Below are 15,697 nucleotides of genomic sequence, written 5' to 3'. Positions count from 1 at the left end.
GGTCATTCCGCCCAGCTGACTGCGGTCAGATCGGTGGCCTGCGTCGGCGCGTTCGCCCACAACCCCTGCACCCCGGCCTTGGCGACCGACAAGGCCGCCAGTTGGAACAGGTACCCGTTGACGTAGTCATCGGCGATGATCGTCTGGGCCTGTTGCAGCAGCTTGGTGCGCTGCTCCGGATCGGTGGTGCTGTTGAGCGTCGCCATCAGCTCCTGAAACGCGGGGTTGTCATATTGGAAATAGTAGTCGGGCCGCGCGTAGATGCCGATATCCATCGGTTCCGTGTGGCTGACGATTGTCAGGCCGAAATTCTTGCCCTTGAACACGGTTTCCAGCCACTGCGCCCATTCCACGTTGGTGATCTCGGCGGTGATGCCGACTTCGGCCAGTTGTGCGGCGATGATCTCCCCGCCCCGGCGTGCATAGGAGGGCGGCGGCAGGTGCAGCGTGGTCTCGAATCCGTCGGGGAAACCGGCCTCGGCGAGCAGCGCGCGGGCCTTGTCCGGGTCATGGGCGGATTGCCCGGTCAGGTCGACATAGGCCGGATGGTGCGGCGCGAAATGGGTGCCGATGGGCGTGCCATAGCCGAACATCGCACCGTCTATGATCGCCTGCCGGTCGATGGCATGTGCCAGCGCCTCGCGCACCTTGATGTTGTCGAAGGGCGGCTGCTTGTTGTTGGTCGACAGGATGGTTTCGCCCTCGGTGGAACCGACCAGCACTTGAAAGCGTGGGTCGGCCTCGAATTGGGGCAGGTTTTCGGGGGCGGGGAAGCCGGTGAACACGTCCACATCTTCGGCCATCACGGCCGCGAAGGCGGCGGTCGGGTCCGAGATGAACTTGAAGGTCGCCTTGTCGAGCCTTGCCGGCGTGCCCCAGTACTCGGGATTCTTCTCGATATCGATCCGGTCGCCCTGCACCCAGTTCACGAACTTGAACGCGCCGGTACCGACCGGGTTGGTCTTGATGTCCTCGATGCTCTCTGGCGCGACGATCACTGCGTCGCCCCAGGCCATGTTGAACAGGAACAGGCCGTTGGGCTCGGCCAGCGTCACCTTGACGGTCAGGGGATCGACCACGGACACGTCACTGATCCCCTCGAAAAGCGCCTTTTGCGCGTTCACGCTGTCCTCGGCACGGGCGCGGTCTAGGCTGAATTTGACGTCCTCGGCATCCATTGTGGTGCCGTCGTGAAAGGTCACGCCTTCCTGCAGCTTGAACGTATAGACCAGCCCGTCATCGGAAATTTCCCAGCTTTCCGCCAAACCCGGCACGATGGACCCGTCGCCCATGAAGCGCGTGAGCCCCTCGAAGATGTTGGCATAGACCACCGAGTCGATCGCCCCCGCGGCGGCGCTGGTCGGGTCCAGATGCGGCGGTTCAAGCTGCATCGCGACCGTGATGTCGCCCTGGGCCTGAGCGCTGCCGAGACCGGCAGCGACGGCGATTGCGCTGGCGAAGGCCAGTTTCGACGTGCGGATCATTGTCTTCTCCCTGTGGGTCGTGTTCGTGTCGGCGAACCGAGATATCCGGAAGGCAGTCTTGGCCGAGACGGGCGGCGACACAAGGATATTCTGCCGCCTCCTTGTGTGCGCCGCTAGGTGTCGGAGGTCCGAGCGGCGGGCGGGATGATCGGCGGTTTTGCATTCAGCGTTTCGATCGAGAACCCGGCCAGGGACTTGTAACGTTCGGCATGGGCGGCCAGTTCGGCGCGCGGGATCACGTCGTCGATCTGCTCGAACCGGCCGCCGCAGAGATCCTCGACGCGTTGCAGGATCGCGTCCGGTCCGCTGCCGCGATTGGCCAGCCCGACCGCCGTCGTCACCGGGCGTACGGCGTCCTCGTAGGCGGCCAGCGCGGCGTGTGTCCGGCCATGCGTCAGCAGCGCCGCGCCGATCATGCGTGCGTCGATGATCGCCTGGCTCGCCCCGTTGGAGCCGACCGGATAGGTCGGATGCGCCGCATCGCCCATAAGGGACACGCGCCCTTCCGTCCAAGCGGGCAGGGGGTCGCGGTCGACCATCGGGTATTCGAACACCTCGGCCGCGCTGCGGACCAGGGCGGGCACGTCGATCCAGTCAAACCGCCAGTCGGCGAAATCGGGTAGGAAATCGCGGATGTCGGCGGCTCGGTTCCAATCCTCGCGGCGCCATCCGATCTCGGGATCAAAGCGTTTTTCGGCGATCCAGTTGATCGTCGTGCAGCCTGTCTCGGGGTCGGGATCCGAAATCGGGTAGGCGACGATGCGCAGGTCGTCATGGCCGATCATCACCATCGCGCCGCCGCCCAGGAATGCCTCGGCCTCTGTCGTCGCTCGCCACAGAACGCGCCCGTTCCAGATCGGCGCGCCTTCCTGCGGATACATCTGCGCGCGCAGGGCCGAATGGATGCCGTCGGCGCCGATCACGAGGTCGCCCGCGATGGTCTCTCCGTTGTCCAGCAGCAGGGTGGCCTGATCCGGGCCGGTCCGAAAGCCGGTGGCGCGGGTGCCTGTGACCACGCAGTTTGGTCCGGCGCGGGCGATGAGGGTCTGGTGCAGCAGAACCTGAAGATGGCCGCGATGCACCGAGTATTGCGGCCAGGCATAGCCTGCCCATGTGCCGCGCGGCTCTTCCCAGATCAGCAGCCCGTGCTTGCTGTAAAACCCGATCTGCCGTGTGCGCACGCCGATCCGGTCGAGCTCGGTTCCGAGCCCCAGATCGAGCAGCTCGCGCACTGCGTTGGGCTGCAGGTTGATCCCGACACCCAGGGGCCTGATCTTGCGCGTGGTCTCGAAGATGCGAAATGGCACCCCTAACTGGTGCAGGGTCAGGCCCAGCGTCAGTCCTGCGATGCCACCGCCGGCGATCAGAACCGTCATCCTCTCCGCTCTCCTTTGGCCAAGGTCATGTCGTCCATTCCGGGCCGAAGATCGCCGCGGAATGGTCGCGCAGATAGATCCGCAGCCATGGGGTGTAGGCCTCCGGCTGACGGGCCACATCCTCTGCGAGCGTGGCAAGGTCCGCCCACCGCGTGTCCATCACTTCGTCCGGGTTCGGCGATATCGGCAAGTCAGGCGGCGCTTCGGCGATAAAGACATCGACGACCTCGTGCTCGATCATGCCACCGCCGACGTCCGCGCGGTATTCCAAGACCTCGCGGTGCTCTGGCTGCAATCCGGTGATGCCCAGTTCTTCCGACAGGCGGCGCTGTGCGCAGTCGAGCGCGCTTTCGCCCCAGTCCGGATGGGTGCAACAGGTGTTCGCCCAGAGGCCGGGCGTATGGTATTTTCCCAACGCCCTGCGCTGCAGCAGGATCGACCTGTCGCGGATCACGAAGACCGACACCGCCTTGTGTCGCAGGCCTGCGCGGTGCACTTCGATCTTGTCGACCGGCTTCAGTTCTTCGTCGACCCAGGCCGGGATTTCGCTGCTCATGGTGTTGCATCCGACCAACAGGGCAACAAATCGCCGGGGGCGGGACGGGCCAAGTGGATCGCTCGGGCGATGGCCCGCGACAGGCAGAGCGACGCGGCATGGCCGATGAGGGCGAGATCCCGTTCGGGCGCCTGCATCGCGCGCTCAGCGGTGGAAAGCGCGAAAACCAGATCGCCGTCGCCTGGCGCGTGGGCCGGAACGATGGCGCGGCCGATGCCGTCATGGGCTGCGGTGGCGACGCGTTGGCACTGTGCCTTGTCGAGCGCCGCATCGGTCGCCACGATGGCGATGGTTGTGTTGGCGCGCTCCTGCGCGCGGGCGCGCATCGCCTGCATCTTTCGACTGTCGAGCGTCCGGCCGAGCCCGGCAGCAGGGTCGGGGCCAAGCCCGCCGAATTCCGCGTCGATCTCGAAGGGAGCGGCCCAGAAATGCTGCTCGCCGGGGGTGGTCACGCTGCCCATCGGATTGGCGGCGACCAGGGCGCCGACGGTGGTTCCGTCGTCGAGAACGAGGGAGGCCGAGCCCAGCCCACCCTTCAGCATCGCGCTCAGCGCGCCGGTGCCGGCACCGGCGGTGCCGAGGTCGAACTCGGGCGCGGCGGCATCGAACGCGGCGCGGCCGAGATGGCGATAGGGGTTGTCCCGCCATGACTTGTCGCCACCGTTCAGCAGGTCGAAAATGATCGCCGCCGGAACGATCGGGATGATCGCATCGGCAATGCGAAAGCCGCGTCCCGCCGCGCGCAGACCATCCATGACGCCCGAAGCGGCATCCAGCCCGAAGGCCGAGCCGCCCGACAGCACCAGAGCATCGACGCGGGTGACCGATTTGTCCGGCGCCAGCAAGTCGGTCTCACGCGTGCCGGGTGCGCCGCCCATCACGGCGACCGATGCGGTGAAGGGCGCATCCGCCGTCAGCACGGTCGCACCGGACTTGAGAGCTGCGTCCTGCGCATTGCCGACCATCAGGCCGGGCACGTCGGTGATCAGGTTGCGGGGGCCAGGGATCATGCGCGGGTCCTGTCAGATCGGTCGCGGTGTGCGCGCAGCTCTTTGGTCTTGCGTCCGGTTCGGGCGCAAAGCGGGTGTATGCTGTGAAAAAGACGCAACGGAAACACTCAGATGCAACGCCCGCCATCGACCTCCATCGCGACGCCGGTGATCATGCTGGCCTCGTCGGAGCAGAGAAAACAGGCCGCGTTGCCGAGGTCCTCGGGCTGGGAGAACCGGCCAAGCGGGATCGTGGCGAGGAACTTCGCCCGCATCTCGGGCGTATCCTCGCCCATGAAGGACTTGAGCAGCGGGGTTTCGCCCGCCACCGGGTTGAGCGCGTTGACGCGGACGCCGTCCGGGGCGAGTTCCACCGCCATCGTCCTGGTCGCGGTGATCATCCAGCCTTTGGAGGCATTGTACCAGTTGAGCTTGGGCCGCGGCGAAACCCCGGCTGTCGAGGCGATGTTGAGGATCGCACCGGCGCCCTGCTGCTTCATATGCGGAACCAGTGCGCGGGCCGTCAGGTAGACCGACTTCATGTTGACGCGCACAACGCGGTCGAAATCCTCTTCGCTGACATCTTCCATCGGGGTCGGCAGGTGGGTGACGCCGGCATTGTTCACGAGAATGTCGAGACGCCCGAAGGCGGCCAGCGCGGCCTCGGCCATGGCCTGCACAGATGCCCCGTCCCCAACGTCGACGGCCTGGGCCAGCGTGTTGTCGGTGTCAGCAGCCATGCGTTCGGCCGCCTCGCCGTTGATGTCGGCGATCATCACGCGCGCGCCCTCGAAGACGAATTTGCGCACGATTCCCGCACCGAACCCCGATGCACCACCCGTCACGATGGCCGTCTTGCCCTTCAGTCGCATCCTGTTCCTCCTCGACACGCCGTTTCTTTGCAGGTTAGCAGCAGGCCGGCGGCGATCACAATGCAAGAGAGTGGTTCAGTCGTCCGAGACCGGGCCCCGCAGGTTCTTGATCTCGCCCCGCTGTTTCTTGGCTTGCAGACGCCGCCGCACAGACCCCCTTGTCGGCTTGGTGGCGATGCGCCGCTTGGGCGCGACCAACGCGCGGCGAACCAGCTCCGCGAGCCGGTCGCGGGCGATCTCGCGATTGCGGGACTGGCTGCGGGTCTCGTCGCACTGCAGGACCACCGCGCCATCCTTGGTCCAACGCCGCCCGGCCAGCCGTTTCAAGCGCGTCTTGACAGGCGCCGGCAGCGACGGGGACCGCGCCGCCTCGAAGCGCAGCTCGACGGCGGTTGCGACCTTGTTCACGTTCTGCCCGCCGGGGCCCGAGGCGCGCACGAAGCTTTCCGTCAATTCCCAGTCCTGAAGGGCGATATCATCAGTGATGTGCAACATGGCGGCCTTCTACACCGTTGCGGTGATGACAAAAAGGGCCGCCCGATTGCCCGGACGGCCCTTTCGAAAGTCATTCGGAGGCAGGGTCGGTCAGACCTTTGCCAGATCGTCTCGGGCCAAGCGCCCGCCAAGGATTGCCCTAGCGGAGGTCCTCCCGAGTTGTTCCGACACCTCGCTCCAATACCTTTCTTGACACTGGATCACCTCCTTTTCCGTTGTTGACGTTAAACGAAAGCGTGCCACGGCTTGCGGATTTCACCAAGCGAAATCGTCACCGTAGCGCCGGGTCCGGACCGAAGCGCCCGATGATGAGGCGGAACGGGACCAAGGCGATCAGGGCCAGCCCCAGTTTGACGCTCCAATCGGCCAGCGCCAGCGACGCCCAGAGCGGCACCACCGGCCCCATGCCCAAAAGCGGCAGCGCCTCGTTCGCCCAGCCGACATCGTTGCCGGGTTCGATCCAGCTGAGCCCGGCCGCGAAGGCGATGGAAAAGAACAGAACCGTGTCGACCGAAGACCCGATCAGGGTCGAGGCCAGCGGCGCCTTCCACCACGACGCCCGGCGCAGAGAGGAAAAGATGGCGACATCCAGCAGCTGCGCCGTCAGGAACGCGATCCCCGAGGCAAGCGCGATGCGCAGGGTGACGAGCGGGCCGAATTCGCCGATGATCTGGGTGCCGATAAGCGAACAGGCGACGCCGACGAGGAACCCCGCGAAGACCACCTTACGCGCGGGTCCTGCGCCGTAGATTCGGTTCATCAGGTCGGTGACGAGGAAGGCCAGTGGATAGGTGAACGCGCCCCAGGTCAGCCATTGGCCGAACAGGAACTGGACCAGGATGTTGGAGGCCACGACGATCGCGGCCATGGCGAGTATTCCGGGGAGGTGTGCGCGGTTCATCGGGGTGCTCGTTTTTTGCAAGGGTGCGGCGACTTGACCCCCGTTTCGGGAGGCAGCGTGCACCTATCGGCTTGCACGGGACTGCGCAAGCCTTTCCGGCAGCGCATATTCGACCAGTTCGCTGCGCTGGAAGACCATGAAATTGTCATCCGACACCATGGTCAGCCGGATGCGCCCGATTGCGTCGCGCCAGACCGAAATGCCTTCGAGGTTGTCGTGGGTGCGCCGTTCGGTTTCGAGATGCAGCTTTTCGTCCCCCGCGCCGTCTTCGATGATCTGCCAGCTCCGCACCCGGCTCCGGAAACCAAACAGGTTGAAATCGCGTTCGAGCAGGTAGAGCCGTCCGTCCGGGCCGAAATCGGCTCCGACCGGCAGGAAACCGCCCATGCCAGGCAGAGCGAAAGGCATGCTCCACGCCGCACCGTCCCAACGGTAGACCGGGATTCGGCCCTGATCGTCAAAGGCCTTTTCCGGCAGGGTGTAGAGCCGCCCCATCGCATCCATCGCCAGCGCCTCGAGCCCGGCATTGCCGCGCAGGGCACGTAGCGCGGGCGGGCGGGGCAGACCCTCGGCCGTGGCCGTGGCTTCGGGATAGCGCGCGACCCGGTGTACATGCTCGAATGACACGAAGATCGTGCCGTCGGGCGCGATGGCCAACCCCTCGGAATCCGCGGTCAAACCGATCAGGGAGCGACCGTTTTGCAGGCGCAGGTGATTTGAGCGCAGGATCTCGACGCCCGAGATGCGTTCCTCGTCGCGGCTGATGCGCGCGAAAAGGATACGCCCGCGATCCGTGATCGCGGTCAGCGCCGTGCCGTCCTCGGAGAGTTCCAGACCGGACAGGCCGCCGAACCAGCCCTGCGGAGCCTCCCACTCGAACACCCCGACCAGAACAGCGCCCGCGTCATCCGCGAGCGCTGTCAGGGGAGCGAACCCAAGAGTGAGAATCAGTTGGAGCGCAGGACCGAGGCGCATTGTCCGGGCAGATCGGCCAGCACGTACTCGCGCCGTGGTTGGGGCTTGGGAGCGTTGGGATCGGCCTTTTTCGGCGGCGGCGGGTTCAGAATGTTGCGCACCCACTGCTCGGCCTCGGCACAGCCGTCGCCGCGCGGCGGCGGGTCCTGATCGACGCAGCCTCGCATCCCGCGGGGGCAGGAAAGGCGGACGTGGAAGTGATAGTGATGCCCGTACCACGGGCGGATCTTGCGCAGGTAGCGCCGATTGCCGCGCTCGTCGTTGCACATCTGCACCTTGGCGCCAGGAAAGACGAAGATGCGGGCGACGCGGCGATCCTTGGCGGCGGCCTTGATGATTTCGTGATGCGCACGGCTCCAGCTGTTGTTGACATACGCGCCGCCAGCCCGGCGCAGCGACACCGATGAAATGCTTTCGCGTTGCTGTCGGGACAGGTTCAGCCGCGACGTGGGCAACATCCAGATATCCACGTCCAACCCGATCTGGTGGCTGCGGTGGCCCGACAGCATCGGCCCGCCACGGGGCTGGCTGATGTCACCGATGTACAGCCCGTTCCAGCCGGGCTGGCGCGCGGCTTCGCGGCTGAGGTCCTGGATGAAGTCGATCGTTTCCGGATGCCCCCAGTTGCGGTTGCGCGACAGGCGCATGGCCTGCCAGGTCGGCCCGGTTTCCGGCAGTTGCACCGCCCCCGCGACGCAGCCCTTGGAATAGCTTCCGAAAGGCTCGGGCGCCTGGCGGGAGCCGGTGGCCTTCGCACCGAATTGCTCCTTGGCAAGGGGAGCGGCCGAAACGGGCAGCGCCAGGGCGGCGGCAACGAGCAATGTGAACAGTCGGGTAAGCATCATTTCGGCTGATCTCCTTCCGGTTTGACCCAGACTAGCAGAACCAACCCCAGCGCGAAAAGCCCGATCACCGGGGATATCCCCAGCCGGGCGCTGCCGGTGGCCGCCGTCACCATTCCGATCAGTGACGGGGCAATGAAGGCGGTGGCGCGGCCCGACAGGCCATAGAGGCCGAAATACTCGGTCGGCGAGGTCGGATCGGAGTGGCGTACCATCAGGCTGCGGCTGGCGGATTGCACCACGCCGCCCATGCCGCCGATGAGTACACCACATCCGAAGAAGACCGCGTCCGGCAGGGACGATCCGGGTGCCAAGGGAAATCCGAAGAACTGCGTGCGGGACATCGCGACGATCACGATACAGACCGCCATCAGGATCCAGATCGCCCCGACGATCACCGGTTTCGGTCCGATGCGCCGGTCCACCCGACCGCCGAGCCAACTGAAGATGACCGACGAGATCAGCGCCATGATGCCGAATATCCCGATCTGGGTGATCTCCCAGTTCAGGACCAGCGTCGCATAGACTCCGCCAAAGCCATAAAGCCCGTTCAGCGCGTCGCGATAGAACATCGAGGATCCGAGATACGCCGAAAGGCTCAGGCGCTTCCAGAGGCTTGCGACCAATGCCTTGAGCATTCCCAAAGCAGTTCCGAAACTGGCCCGCTGCCCGGTGGGCGGATCGTCGTGTACCCAGAGGAAATAAGGCACCATGAAGATTGCGAACCAAAGCGCCGTGAACGGCCCGACCGCGCGCGTGCCCTCCTTCTGGCTGGCGTCCAGCCCAAAGGCCGGGTCGAGGCCGATCAGTGTCTTGCCGTTGCCCTGCTCGGCGAAGAACAGCAGAAGGATCGCCAGGGCGACGAAGCCGCCGGCATAACCAAAGGCGAATCCCGAGCCCGAGATGCTGCCGATCTCCTCGTCGGTGCCAAGGCTCGGCAGTTGCGAATTGGTGAAGATCAACGCGTATTCCGCGCCCACGAAGCCAAAGCCGAACGCGATCAGCATCGGCCACATGTTGGACCCGTCCGGCATCGTGAACCACAGCGCGCCCGCGCCGAGCACATACATGCAGGAAAAACCGAAGACCCAGGGCACGCGCCTGCCGGAACTGTCGGCCAACGCCCCCATCAGCGGTGCGCCCAACCCGATGATCAGACCTGTGATCGTCAGGCAAAGCGCCCAGGTGCTCTGTGCCTTGGCGTCAGCAGCGATCTCGGAAAAGCCCTGCGCGACGAAATATTCGGCAGCGACACCGGCGAAATACGGCCCGAAGATGAAGGTGACCAGCAGGGTGTGATAGGGCTGGCTGGCCCAGTCGAAGAAGTACCAGCCCCAAATGCGCTTGCGCACCGAAATTTCCGCCATGCTGCTCAGGCCCCTATGATTGCGGGGATAAGACAGGGGATCATGGCAGCGATCAAGTCCGGTATTCCGGAGTTTCGCGGACAGCGTGTCAGGGACGCACTTGCAGGTTTGGAAAACCCGTCTCGCGCGCGTTCGTGCATCCCAGTCAAGCGTCGCACCTTGCCCTTCGCGCGCTCTGCGACTAGGTGAACTGCACCAACGGTAAGGAGCCGCCATGCAGTCGCTGTTTCAAATCCTGATGCTGATCCTGGACGTGGTGTGGTTCTTCATCATCGCCCACGTGATCATGAGCTGGCTCATCAGTTTTCAGGTCCTCAACCTGCATCAACCCTTCGTGGCGCAGGTCTGGAACACGTTGCAACGCCTGCTCGAGCCGCTCTACGGGCCCGTGCGCCGGATCCTGCCGCCGATGCAGGGCCTCGACCTTGCGCCCCTGGTGGTACTGTTGGGCGTATTCGCGCTGCGCATCATCCTCGTGAACAACGCCGCGGCCTTCTACTGACGCGCCCGCCACGGGCTTGCCCGCCGAGTCCGGGTGTGAGACTGTGAACCAAGAGCAGTCACATCGATCACAAGAGGCCACAGGCATGCTGGACGCAGCCCCGCTGTTGCGCGACGTTTTCGGTTTCGATGCCTTCCGTCCGGGCCAGGCCGAGATCGTCGAGGCTGTCACCGCGGGCGAAAACGTTCTGGCCATCATGCCCACGGGCGGTGGAAAATCGCTGTGTTTCCAGCTTCCGGCGCTGATGCGCGAGGGCGTGACGGTGGTGATCTCGCCGCTGATCGCGCTGATGCGCGACCAGGTGCGCGCGCTGCAGGAGGCCGGGGTCAGTGCCGGGGCGCTTACGTCCGGGAACACGCCGGAGGAGACCGATGCGGTCTGGGAGGCGCTCGAGCGGGGAGATCTGAAGCTGCTCTACATGGCGCCGGAACGACTGGCTTCGGGGTCGGCGACCGGCATGTTGCGCCGTGTCGGCGTCAGCCTGATCGCGGTGGACGAAGCGCATTGCGTCAGCCAGTGGGGCCATGATTTCCGCCCGGATTACCTGCGGATCGGAGCCCTGCGCCAGGCACTCGGCGTGCCACTCGCCGCCTTCACCGCGACGGCCGATCTGGAAACGCGCGAGGAAATCGTCACCAAGCTGTTTGACGGGGCTGCGCCGCGCAGCTTCCTGCACGGCTTTGACCGGCCGAACATCCACCTCGCCTTTGCCGCCAAGGACAGCCCGCGCCGTCAGATCCTCGACTTTGCGGCGGCCCGCCGAGGCCAGTCGGGAATCGTTTATTGCGGCACCCGCGCCAAGACCGAAACCCTGGCCCGCGCGTTGACCGAGGATGGCCACAGCGCCTGCCACTATCACGGCGGGATGGAGGCCGAGGACCGCCGCATCGTCGAAACCCGTTTCAGCCGGGAGGACGGGCTGATCGTGGTCGCGACCATCGCCTTCGGCATGGGCATCGACAAGCCGGACGTGCGCTGGGTCGCGCATGCGGACCTGCCCAAGAGCATCGAGGCCTATTACCAGGAGATCGGTCGCGCCGGTCGCGATGGCGCGCCCGCGGAAACCATGACCCTGTTCGGACCCGAGGACATCCGGCTGCGGCGCGCCCAGATCGACGAGGGGCTGGCCCCGCCCGAGCGCCGTGCCGCCGACCATGCCCGTCTCAACGCGCTGCTCGGCCTCGCGGAGGCGCTGGGTTGCCGACGCAAGGCGTTGCTGGCCTATTTCGGCGAGGAGAGCGACGATTGCGGCAATTGCGATCTTTGCGATACGCCGCCGGAGGTTTTTGATGCGACGACCGCCGTGCGCAAGGCCCTGTCGGCCATCTTGCGCACCGAGGAATGGTTCGGCGCGGGCCACCTGATCGACATCCTGCTTGGGGCCGACACGGACAAGATCCGCGCCCGTGGGCATGACCAGTTGCCGACTTATGGCGTGGGCACCGAATACGACAAGCGACAATGGCAGGCGGTGTTCCGTCAGATGATGGGTCGCGACCTTGTGCGCCCCGACCCCGACCGTCATGGCGCGCTGCGCATGACCGAAGCCGCCCGCCCGATCCTGCGCGGCGAGGCCGAGATCGCGCTGCGCCGCGACAGCATCCGCAAGGCGACCCGAACCCCCGCCGTAAAGACTCTGGTGTCGGATGAGGACGCGCCGCTGCTCAGCGCCCTCAAGGCCAAGCGCCGCGCACTGGCCGAGGCGGCGCGGGTGCCGGCCTACGTGATCTTCACCGACAAGACGCTGATCGAGATGGCCGAGACGCGCCCCGCCACGCTCGACCAGATGGCGCGGATCGGTGGCGTCGGCGCCAAGAAACTCGACCGTTACGGCGACACGTTCCTGGAGGTCATCACCGGAGCGACCGAAGCGGTGCACCCGGCACGACGCAAACTGGCAGGCCGGACGTCGGGCTCTGTCTATGACCGGCTGCTCTCGGTTCAGGCGGATCTGGCGCGCGGTGAAACCGGGATCGACAAGCCGCTCAGCTGCTCTGCGGCGCAGCTCGCCAAGATCGCGCAATTGCAGCCGGGCGATGCGCAGGCCATTGAAAGGGTCCTTGGCGAGCGCCGCGCGGAACGTTTCGGACCGGCCTTTCTGGACGTTCTGCGCGCGGCGGACTAGATCAACGCGAGAATTGACGAGGGAAGGGAGCGCCATGCTCGTGGTGATTTCTCCGGCCAAGCGGCTGGATTGGGCGGAACGCGACATTCCGGTGACCGCGCCGGAGTTCCAGGAGGATGCAATCCGCCTTGCGCGCACGGCGCGCAACCTGACGCTGGGCGATCTGCAGAAGCTGATGGATATCAGCCCGGACCTCGCGCGACTGAACCGCGACCGGTTCCGCACTTTCGCGGAGGCGCCGGATGCTGAAACCACGCGTCCCGCGGCGCTGGCTTTCGCGGGCGATACCTACCAGGGGCTCGAAGCCGCCTCGCTGGATCAAGATGAACTGGCCTGGGCGCAGGATCATCTGCGCATCCTTTCGGGCCTCTACGGGCTGCTGCGCCCGCTTGATGCGATCCAGCCCTATCGGCTGGAGATGGGCAGCAAGCTGAAGACGCGGCGCGGTGGGGCTCTCTACGAGTACTGGCGCGATGACATCGCGAAGGCGCTGAACGCGCAAGCCGGCGAGGTCGGCACCGATGTCCTGGTGAATTGCGCCAGCCAGGAATATTTCGGCGCGGTCGCGCTCAAAACGTTGAAGCCGCGTGTCATCACGCCCGTTTTCATGGAGGACAAGGGCGGGGCGCCGAAGATCGTCAGCTTCTTCGCCAAGAAGGCGCGCGGCGCGATGGCCCGGTTCATCGTCCAGAACCGGCTGGTGGACCCTGACGCGTTGACCGATTTCGACAGCGGCGGCTACGTCTATACCCCCGAGATGTCGGAGCCCGACCGCCCGGTCTTCGTTCGTCCCTACACCAGCTAGGCCCGCGCGGCGGGAGTCACCCCGCCGCATCCTCGGCCTGGGGCAGCACATCCTGCGCGTCGTCTGGACAGTGCATCGCCACTCTTTCGTGGATTGCGGCCTTGCGCAGGGGCTTGGTCATGTAGTGGTCGAGCCCCGCCGAGAGGACGCCCTCGGCGTCGCCGTCCATGGCGTGGGCGGTCAACGCCACGATGGGCACGTGCCGACCGGTTTCAGCCTCAAGCTTGCGGATCTCGCGCGTTGCCTCCTTGCCGTCCATCTTCGGCATCGAGATGTCCATGAAAATCATGTCGGGTTCGAACTCGGAATAGGCGTCGACCGCCTCGAGCCCGTTGTTGGCGAAGCGAAGCTCTATGTTGAGGTCGCGCACCATCTTGCGAAGTACGAGCTGGTTGGTCTTGTTGTCCTCGGCGGCCAGCACCCGCATCACCCGCAACCCGGGTGACGCTGCGTCCGGTTCTGCCGCGGCCGGCGCGGCCTCCGGGACGGCGGCCTCTTCCTGTGGCGCTTCGGTCTCGGGCGTGTCGCGGCTGGAAGCCAGATGGAGTCGTGCCGGGCGCCGCACGGTGCGATCCGCCGGGGCAGGATCGACAGGTTTGCTGGTCGGATCACTCTGGTCGTCCGGCGCAACTGGTCGCGCCCGCGCTTCGATCAACTGGCCCATCTCCGTCAACCGGTCGAACAGGTCCTGCCGCGGGAAGGGTTTCTGCAACAACCCCTGCACGTGGCGGAAGGACGGATCGTTCTGCGCGAAGCTCGCATTCGCGCTCAGGAGCAGAAACGGCACGTCGGACCATCCGGCGCCGCGCAGTTCCTCGACCAGCTCCATGCCGTCCATCTCGGGCATGTTGTGATCGCTGACGACCAGGTCGATTCCGTCGCTCATTGCCGCAAGTGCCTCGGCTCCTGAACCGACTCCCGTGACTTCGAGCCCCAGTTGTCCCAATTGACGTTCGAGGACGCCCCGGATGGTCGGTTGGTCGTCGACCACCAACACCTGCCGCAGCTTCGGATGCAGACGTGGCGGCGCAGGCTGGTCGTCCTCCACCCGATCGAGCGTGACCTTGAAGCCGAAGCACGAGCCCGCGCCCTCCTCGCTCTCGACCCAGACGCTGCCATCCATCATCTCGATCAGGCGCTTGCTGATCGCCAGCCCAAGCCCGGTGCCCTCGAACTGGCGGTTGCGGTCGTCCTCGACCTGGTTGAACTCGCCGAAGATGTGATCGACCTTGTCGGCGGGGATCCCGATCCCGGTATCCTCGATCGAGACGTGGATGTCAGTCGCCGCGCCGTTCTTGTCTGGCACCCCGGTCACGCGGATCAGGACGTGACCCTCGAGCGTGAATTTCAGCGCGTTGCCCACGAGGTTCGTCATCACCTGGCGGATCCTGCCGGGGTCACCGATGAAGCGGGTCGGCAGGAATACGTCGTAATCGATCAGCAGAGGCAGCCCCTTGTCGCGCGCGATCGGCTGCAACAGCATGACAATCTCGTGCAAACACCGCTCGAGGTCGAACGGCTCGGGATGCAGGACCAGCTTCTCGGCCTCGATCTTGGAGTAATCCAGCACGTCGTTGATGATGACCAGGAGCGCCTCGCCCGAGCTCTTGATCGTGTTGACGTAAAGCCGCTGTTCCTCGTCCAGCGGCGTGTCGGTCAAAAGGTCCGCCATGCCGACGACCCCGTTCATCGGCGTGCGGATCTCGTGGCTCATGTTGGCGAGGAAGGCCGACTTGGCCCGGTTGGCCGCCTCGGCCTTGCGCCGCGCCTTCTTCAGCTGCGCTTCGTACTTGACCGTCGAGGTAATGTTCAGCGCCAGGCTGACGACATCGCCACCATGTCCGCGCTGGTCGATCAGCTTGACATAGACGTTGTTCCACATCCGCATCACGATGGGTTCCGGATTGGGCTGCAGCCAGCGTTCCGTCATCATGGCGCGCCACGCATCGGGAGACAGTTTCTCGGTATTGACCAGGCCCTCGTCCGTGAGGATCTGCAGGATGCGCATGTAGTTGACGCCGGGGGCGACCTCTTCCAGCCCGTCAAAGGCGTTCAGATAGGCGGTGTTGGCGCCGATCAGGTTGCTGTCGCCGTCGAAGAAGGCGAACCCGTCCTGAATCGTCTGGATCGAATGCCACAGCCGCCGTTCCGCGATCTCGATTTTCTGGTGCGCTACGGTCAGGTCGGATTTGACCTTCTCGTTTTCGTCCCGGACGGTCGCGACCTCGGCCTGCGTTTCGCCGATCTGCTTGGTCAACGCCAGCGCATGGCGTCCCAGCTTGCGATTCGCGGCCGTCAGCTCGGCCTGTTTGAGCTCCAGAAGACGCTCGGCCGCCAGGCGCGAACGCCGTTCCTCGGCGAGTTTGTTGGCAAGGCTCATGCTTGCAGGCTCCGCAACAGGCCCTTGG

General features: G+C 65.4%; 14 protein-coding genes. 3 read left to right on the top strand and 11 right to left on the bottom strand.

Going from position 1 to position 15,697, the window contains the following annotated elements; translation table 11 throughout:
• Positions 1–2: 2 nt before the first annotated feature.
• The 10 genes from JF290_RS11020 to JF290_RS10975 all read right to left on the bottom strand — a co-directional run bounded on the left by JF290_RS11020 (position 3) and on the right by JF290_RS10975 (position 9,866).
• Positions 3–1,484, bottom strand: coding sequence for an ABC transporter substrate-binding protein (locus JF290_RS11020; RefSeq protein WP_199024938.1), 1,482 nt, complete (start codon positions 1,482–1,484; stop codon positions 3–5).
• Between the two features lie 113 nt (positions 1,485–1,597).
• Positions 1,598–2,860, bottom strand: coding sequence for a flavin-dependent oxidoreductase (locus JF290_RS11015; RefSeq protein WP_199024937.1), 1,263 nt, complete (start codon positions 2,858–2,860; stop codon positions 1,598–1,600).
• A gap of 25 nt (positions 2,861–2,885) precedes the next feature.
• Positions 2,886–3,416 carry an isopentenyl-diphosphate Delta-isomerase gene (gene idi / locus JF290_RS11010; protein ID WP_199024936.1) on the bottom strand — a complete coding sequence of 177 codons (531 nt, stop codon included), beginning with the start codon at positions 3,414–3,416 and terminating at the stop codon, positions 2,886–2,888.
• Positions 3,413–4,426, bottom strand: coding sequence for a P1 family peptidase (locus JF290_RS11005; RefSeq protein WP_199024935.1), 1,014 nt, complete (start codon positions 4,424–4,426; stop codon positions 3,413–3,415). Before JF290_RS11005 ends, idi begins: the two co-directional genes overlap by 4 nt.
• A 107-nt stretch (positions 4,427–4,533) precedes the next feature.
• Positions 4,534–5,277 carry an SDR family oxidoreductase gene (locus JF290_RS11000; protein WP_199024934.1) on the bottom strand — a complete coding sequence of 248 codons (744 nt, stop codon included), beginning with the start codon at positions 5,275–5,277 and terminating at the stop codon, positions 4,534–4,536.
• Between the two features lie 75 nt (positions 5,278–5,352).
• Entirely contained in the window at positions 5,353–5,772 is a 420-nt protein-coding gene (gene arfB / locus JF290_RS10995) for an alternative ribosome rescue aminoacyl-tRNA hydrolase ArfB (RefSeq protein WP_199024933.1), read from the bottom strand.
• 271 nt (positions 5,773–6,043) lie between these two features.
• Positions 6,044–6,673, bottom strand: a complete 630-nt coding sequence (locus JF290_RS10990; protein ID WP_199024932.1) for a queuosine precursor transporter — start codon at positions 6,671–6,673, stop codon at positions 6,044–6,046.
• Between the two features lie 63 nt (positions 6,674–6,736).
• Complete coding sequence (locus JF290_RS10985; protein WP_199024931.1) at positions 6,737–7,648, bottom strand: esterase-like activity of phytase family protein; 912 nt, start codon at positions 7,646–7,648, stop codon at positions 6,737–6,739.
• Positions 7,621–8,490 (bottom strand): penicillin-insensitive murein endopeptidase, encoded by an 870-nt coding sequence (mepA, locus tag JF290_RS10980; RefSeq protein ID WP_425503958.1) that lies wholly within the window; start codon positions 8,488–8,490, stop codon positions 7,621–7,623. Before mepA ends, JF290_RS10985 begins: the two co-directional genes overlap by 28 nt.
• On the bottom strand, positions 8,490–9,866 hold the full coding sequence (locus JF290_RS10975; protein ID WP_328701247.1) for an MFS transporter: 1,377 nt from the start codon (positions 9,864–9,866) through the stop codon (positions 8,490–8,492). Before JF290_RS10975 ends, mepA begins: the two co-directional genes overlap by 1 nt.
• A gap of 205 nt (positions 9,867–10,071) precedes the next feature.
• On the opposite strand from JF290_RS10975, the gene JF290_RS10970 reads away from it, so the two are divergent.
• The 3 genes from JF290_RS10970 (at position 10,072) to yaaA (ending at position 13,289) form a co-directional block, all read left to right on the top strand.
• Entirely contained in the window at positions 10,072–10,359 is a 288-nt protein-coding gene (locus JF290_RS10970; protein ID WP_199024928.1) for a YggT family protein, read from the top strand.
• Between the two features lie 85 nt (positions 10,360–10,444).
• The gene (gene recQ / locus JF290_RS10965) at positions 10,445–12,484 is read left to right on the top strand and encodes a DNA helicase RecQ (RefSeq protein ID WP_199024927.1); all 2,040 of its coding nucleotides are present in this window, start codon (positions 10,445–10,447) and stop codon (positions 12,482–12,484) included.
• 34 nt (positions 12,485–12,518) lie between these two features.
• Positions 12,519–13,289 (top strand): peroxide stress protein YaaA, encoded by a 771-nt coding sequence (gene yaaA / locus JF290_RS10960; protein ID WP_199024926.1) that lies wholly within the window; start codon positions 12,519–12,521, stop codon positions 13,287–13,289.
• A gap of 16 nt (positions 13,290–13,305) precedes the next feature.
• On the opposite strand, the gene JF290_RS10955 is transcribed toward yaaA, so the two are convergent.
• Positions 13,306–15,669 (bottom strand): response regulator, encoded by a 2,364-nt coding sequence (locus tag JF290_RS10955; protein WP_199024925.1) that lies wholly within the window; start codon positions 15,667–15,669, stop codon positions 13,306–13,308.
• Between the last annotated feature and the right edge of the window lie 28 nt (positions 15,670–15,697).

This window comes from Sedimentitalea arenosa (genome assembly GCF_016428585.1).
Classification (GTDB): Bacteria; Pseudomonadota; Alphaproteobacteria; order Rhodobacterales; family Rhodobacteraceae; genus Sedimentitalea; species Sedimentitalea arenosa.
This window is presented reverse-complemented; position numbering and strand designations above follow the sequence as displayed.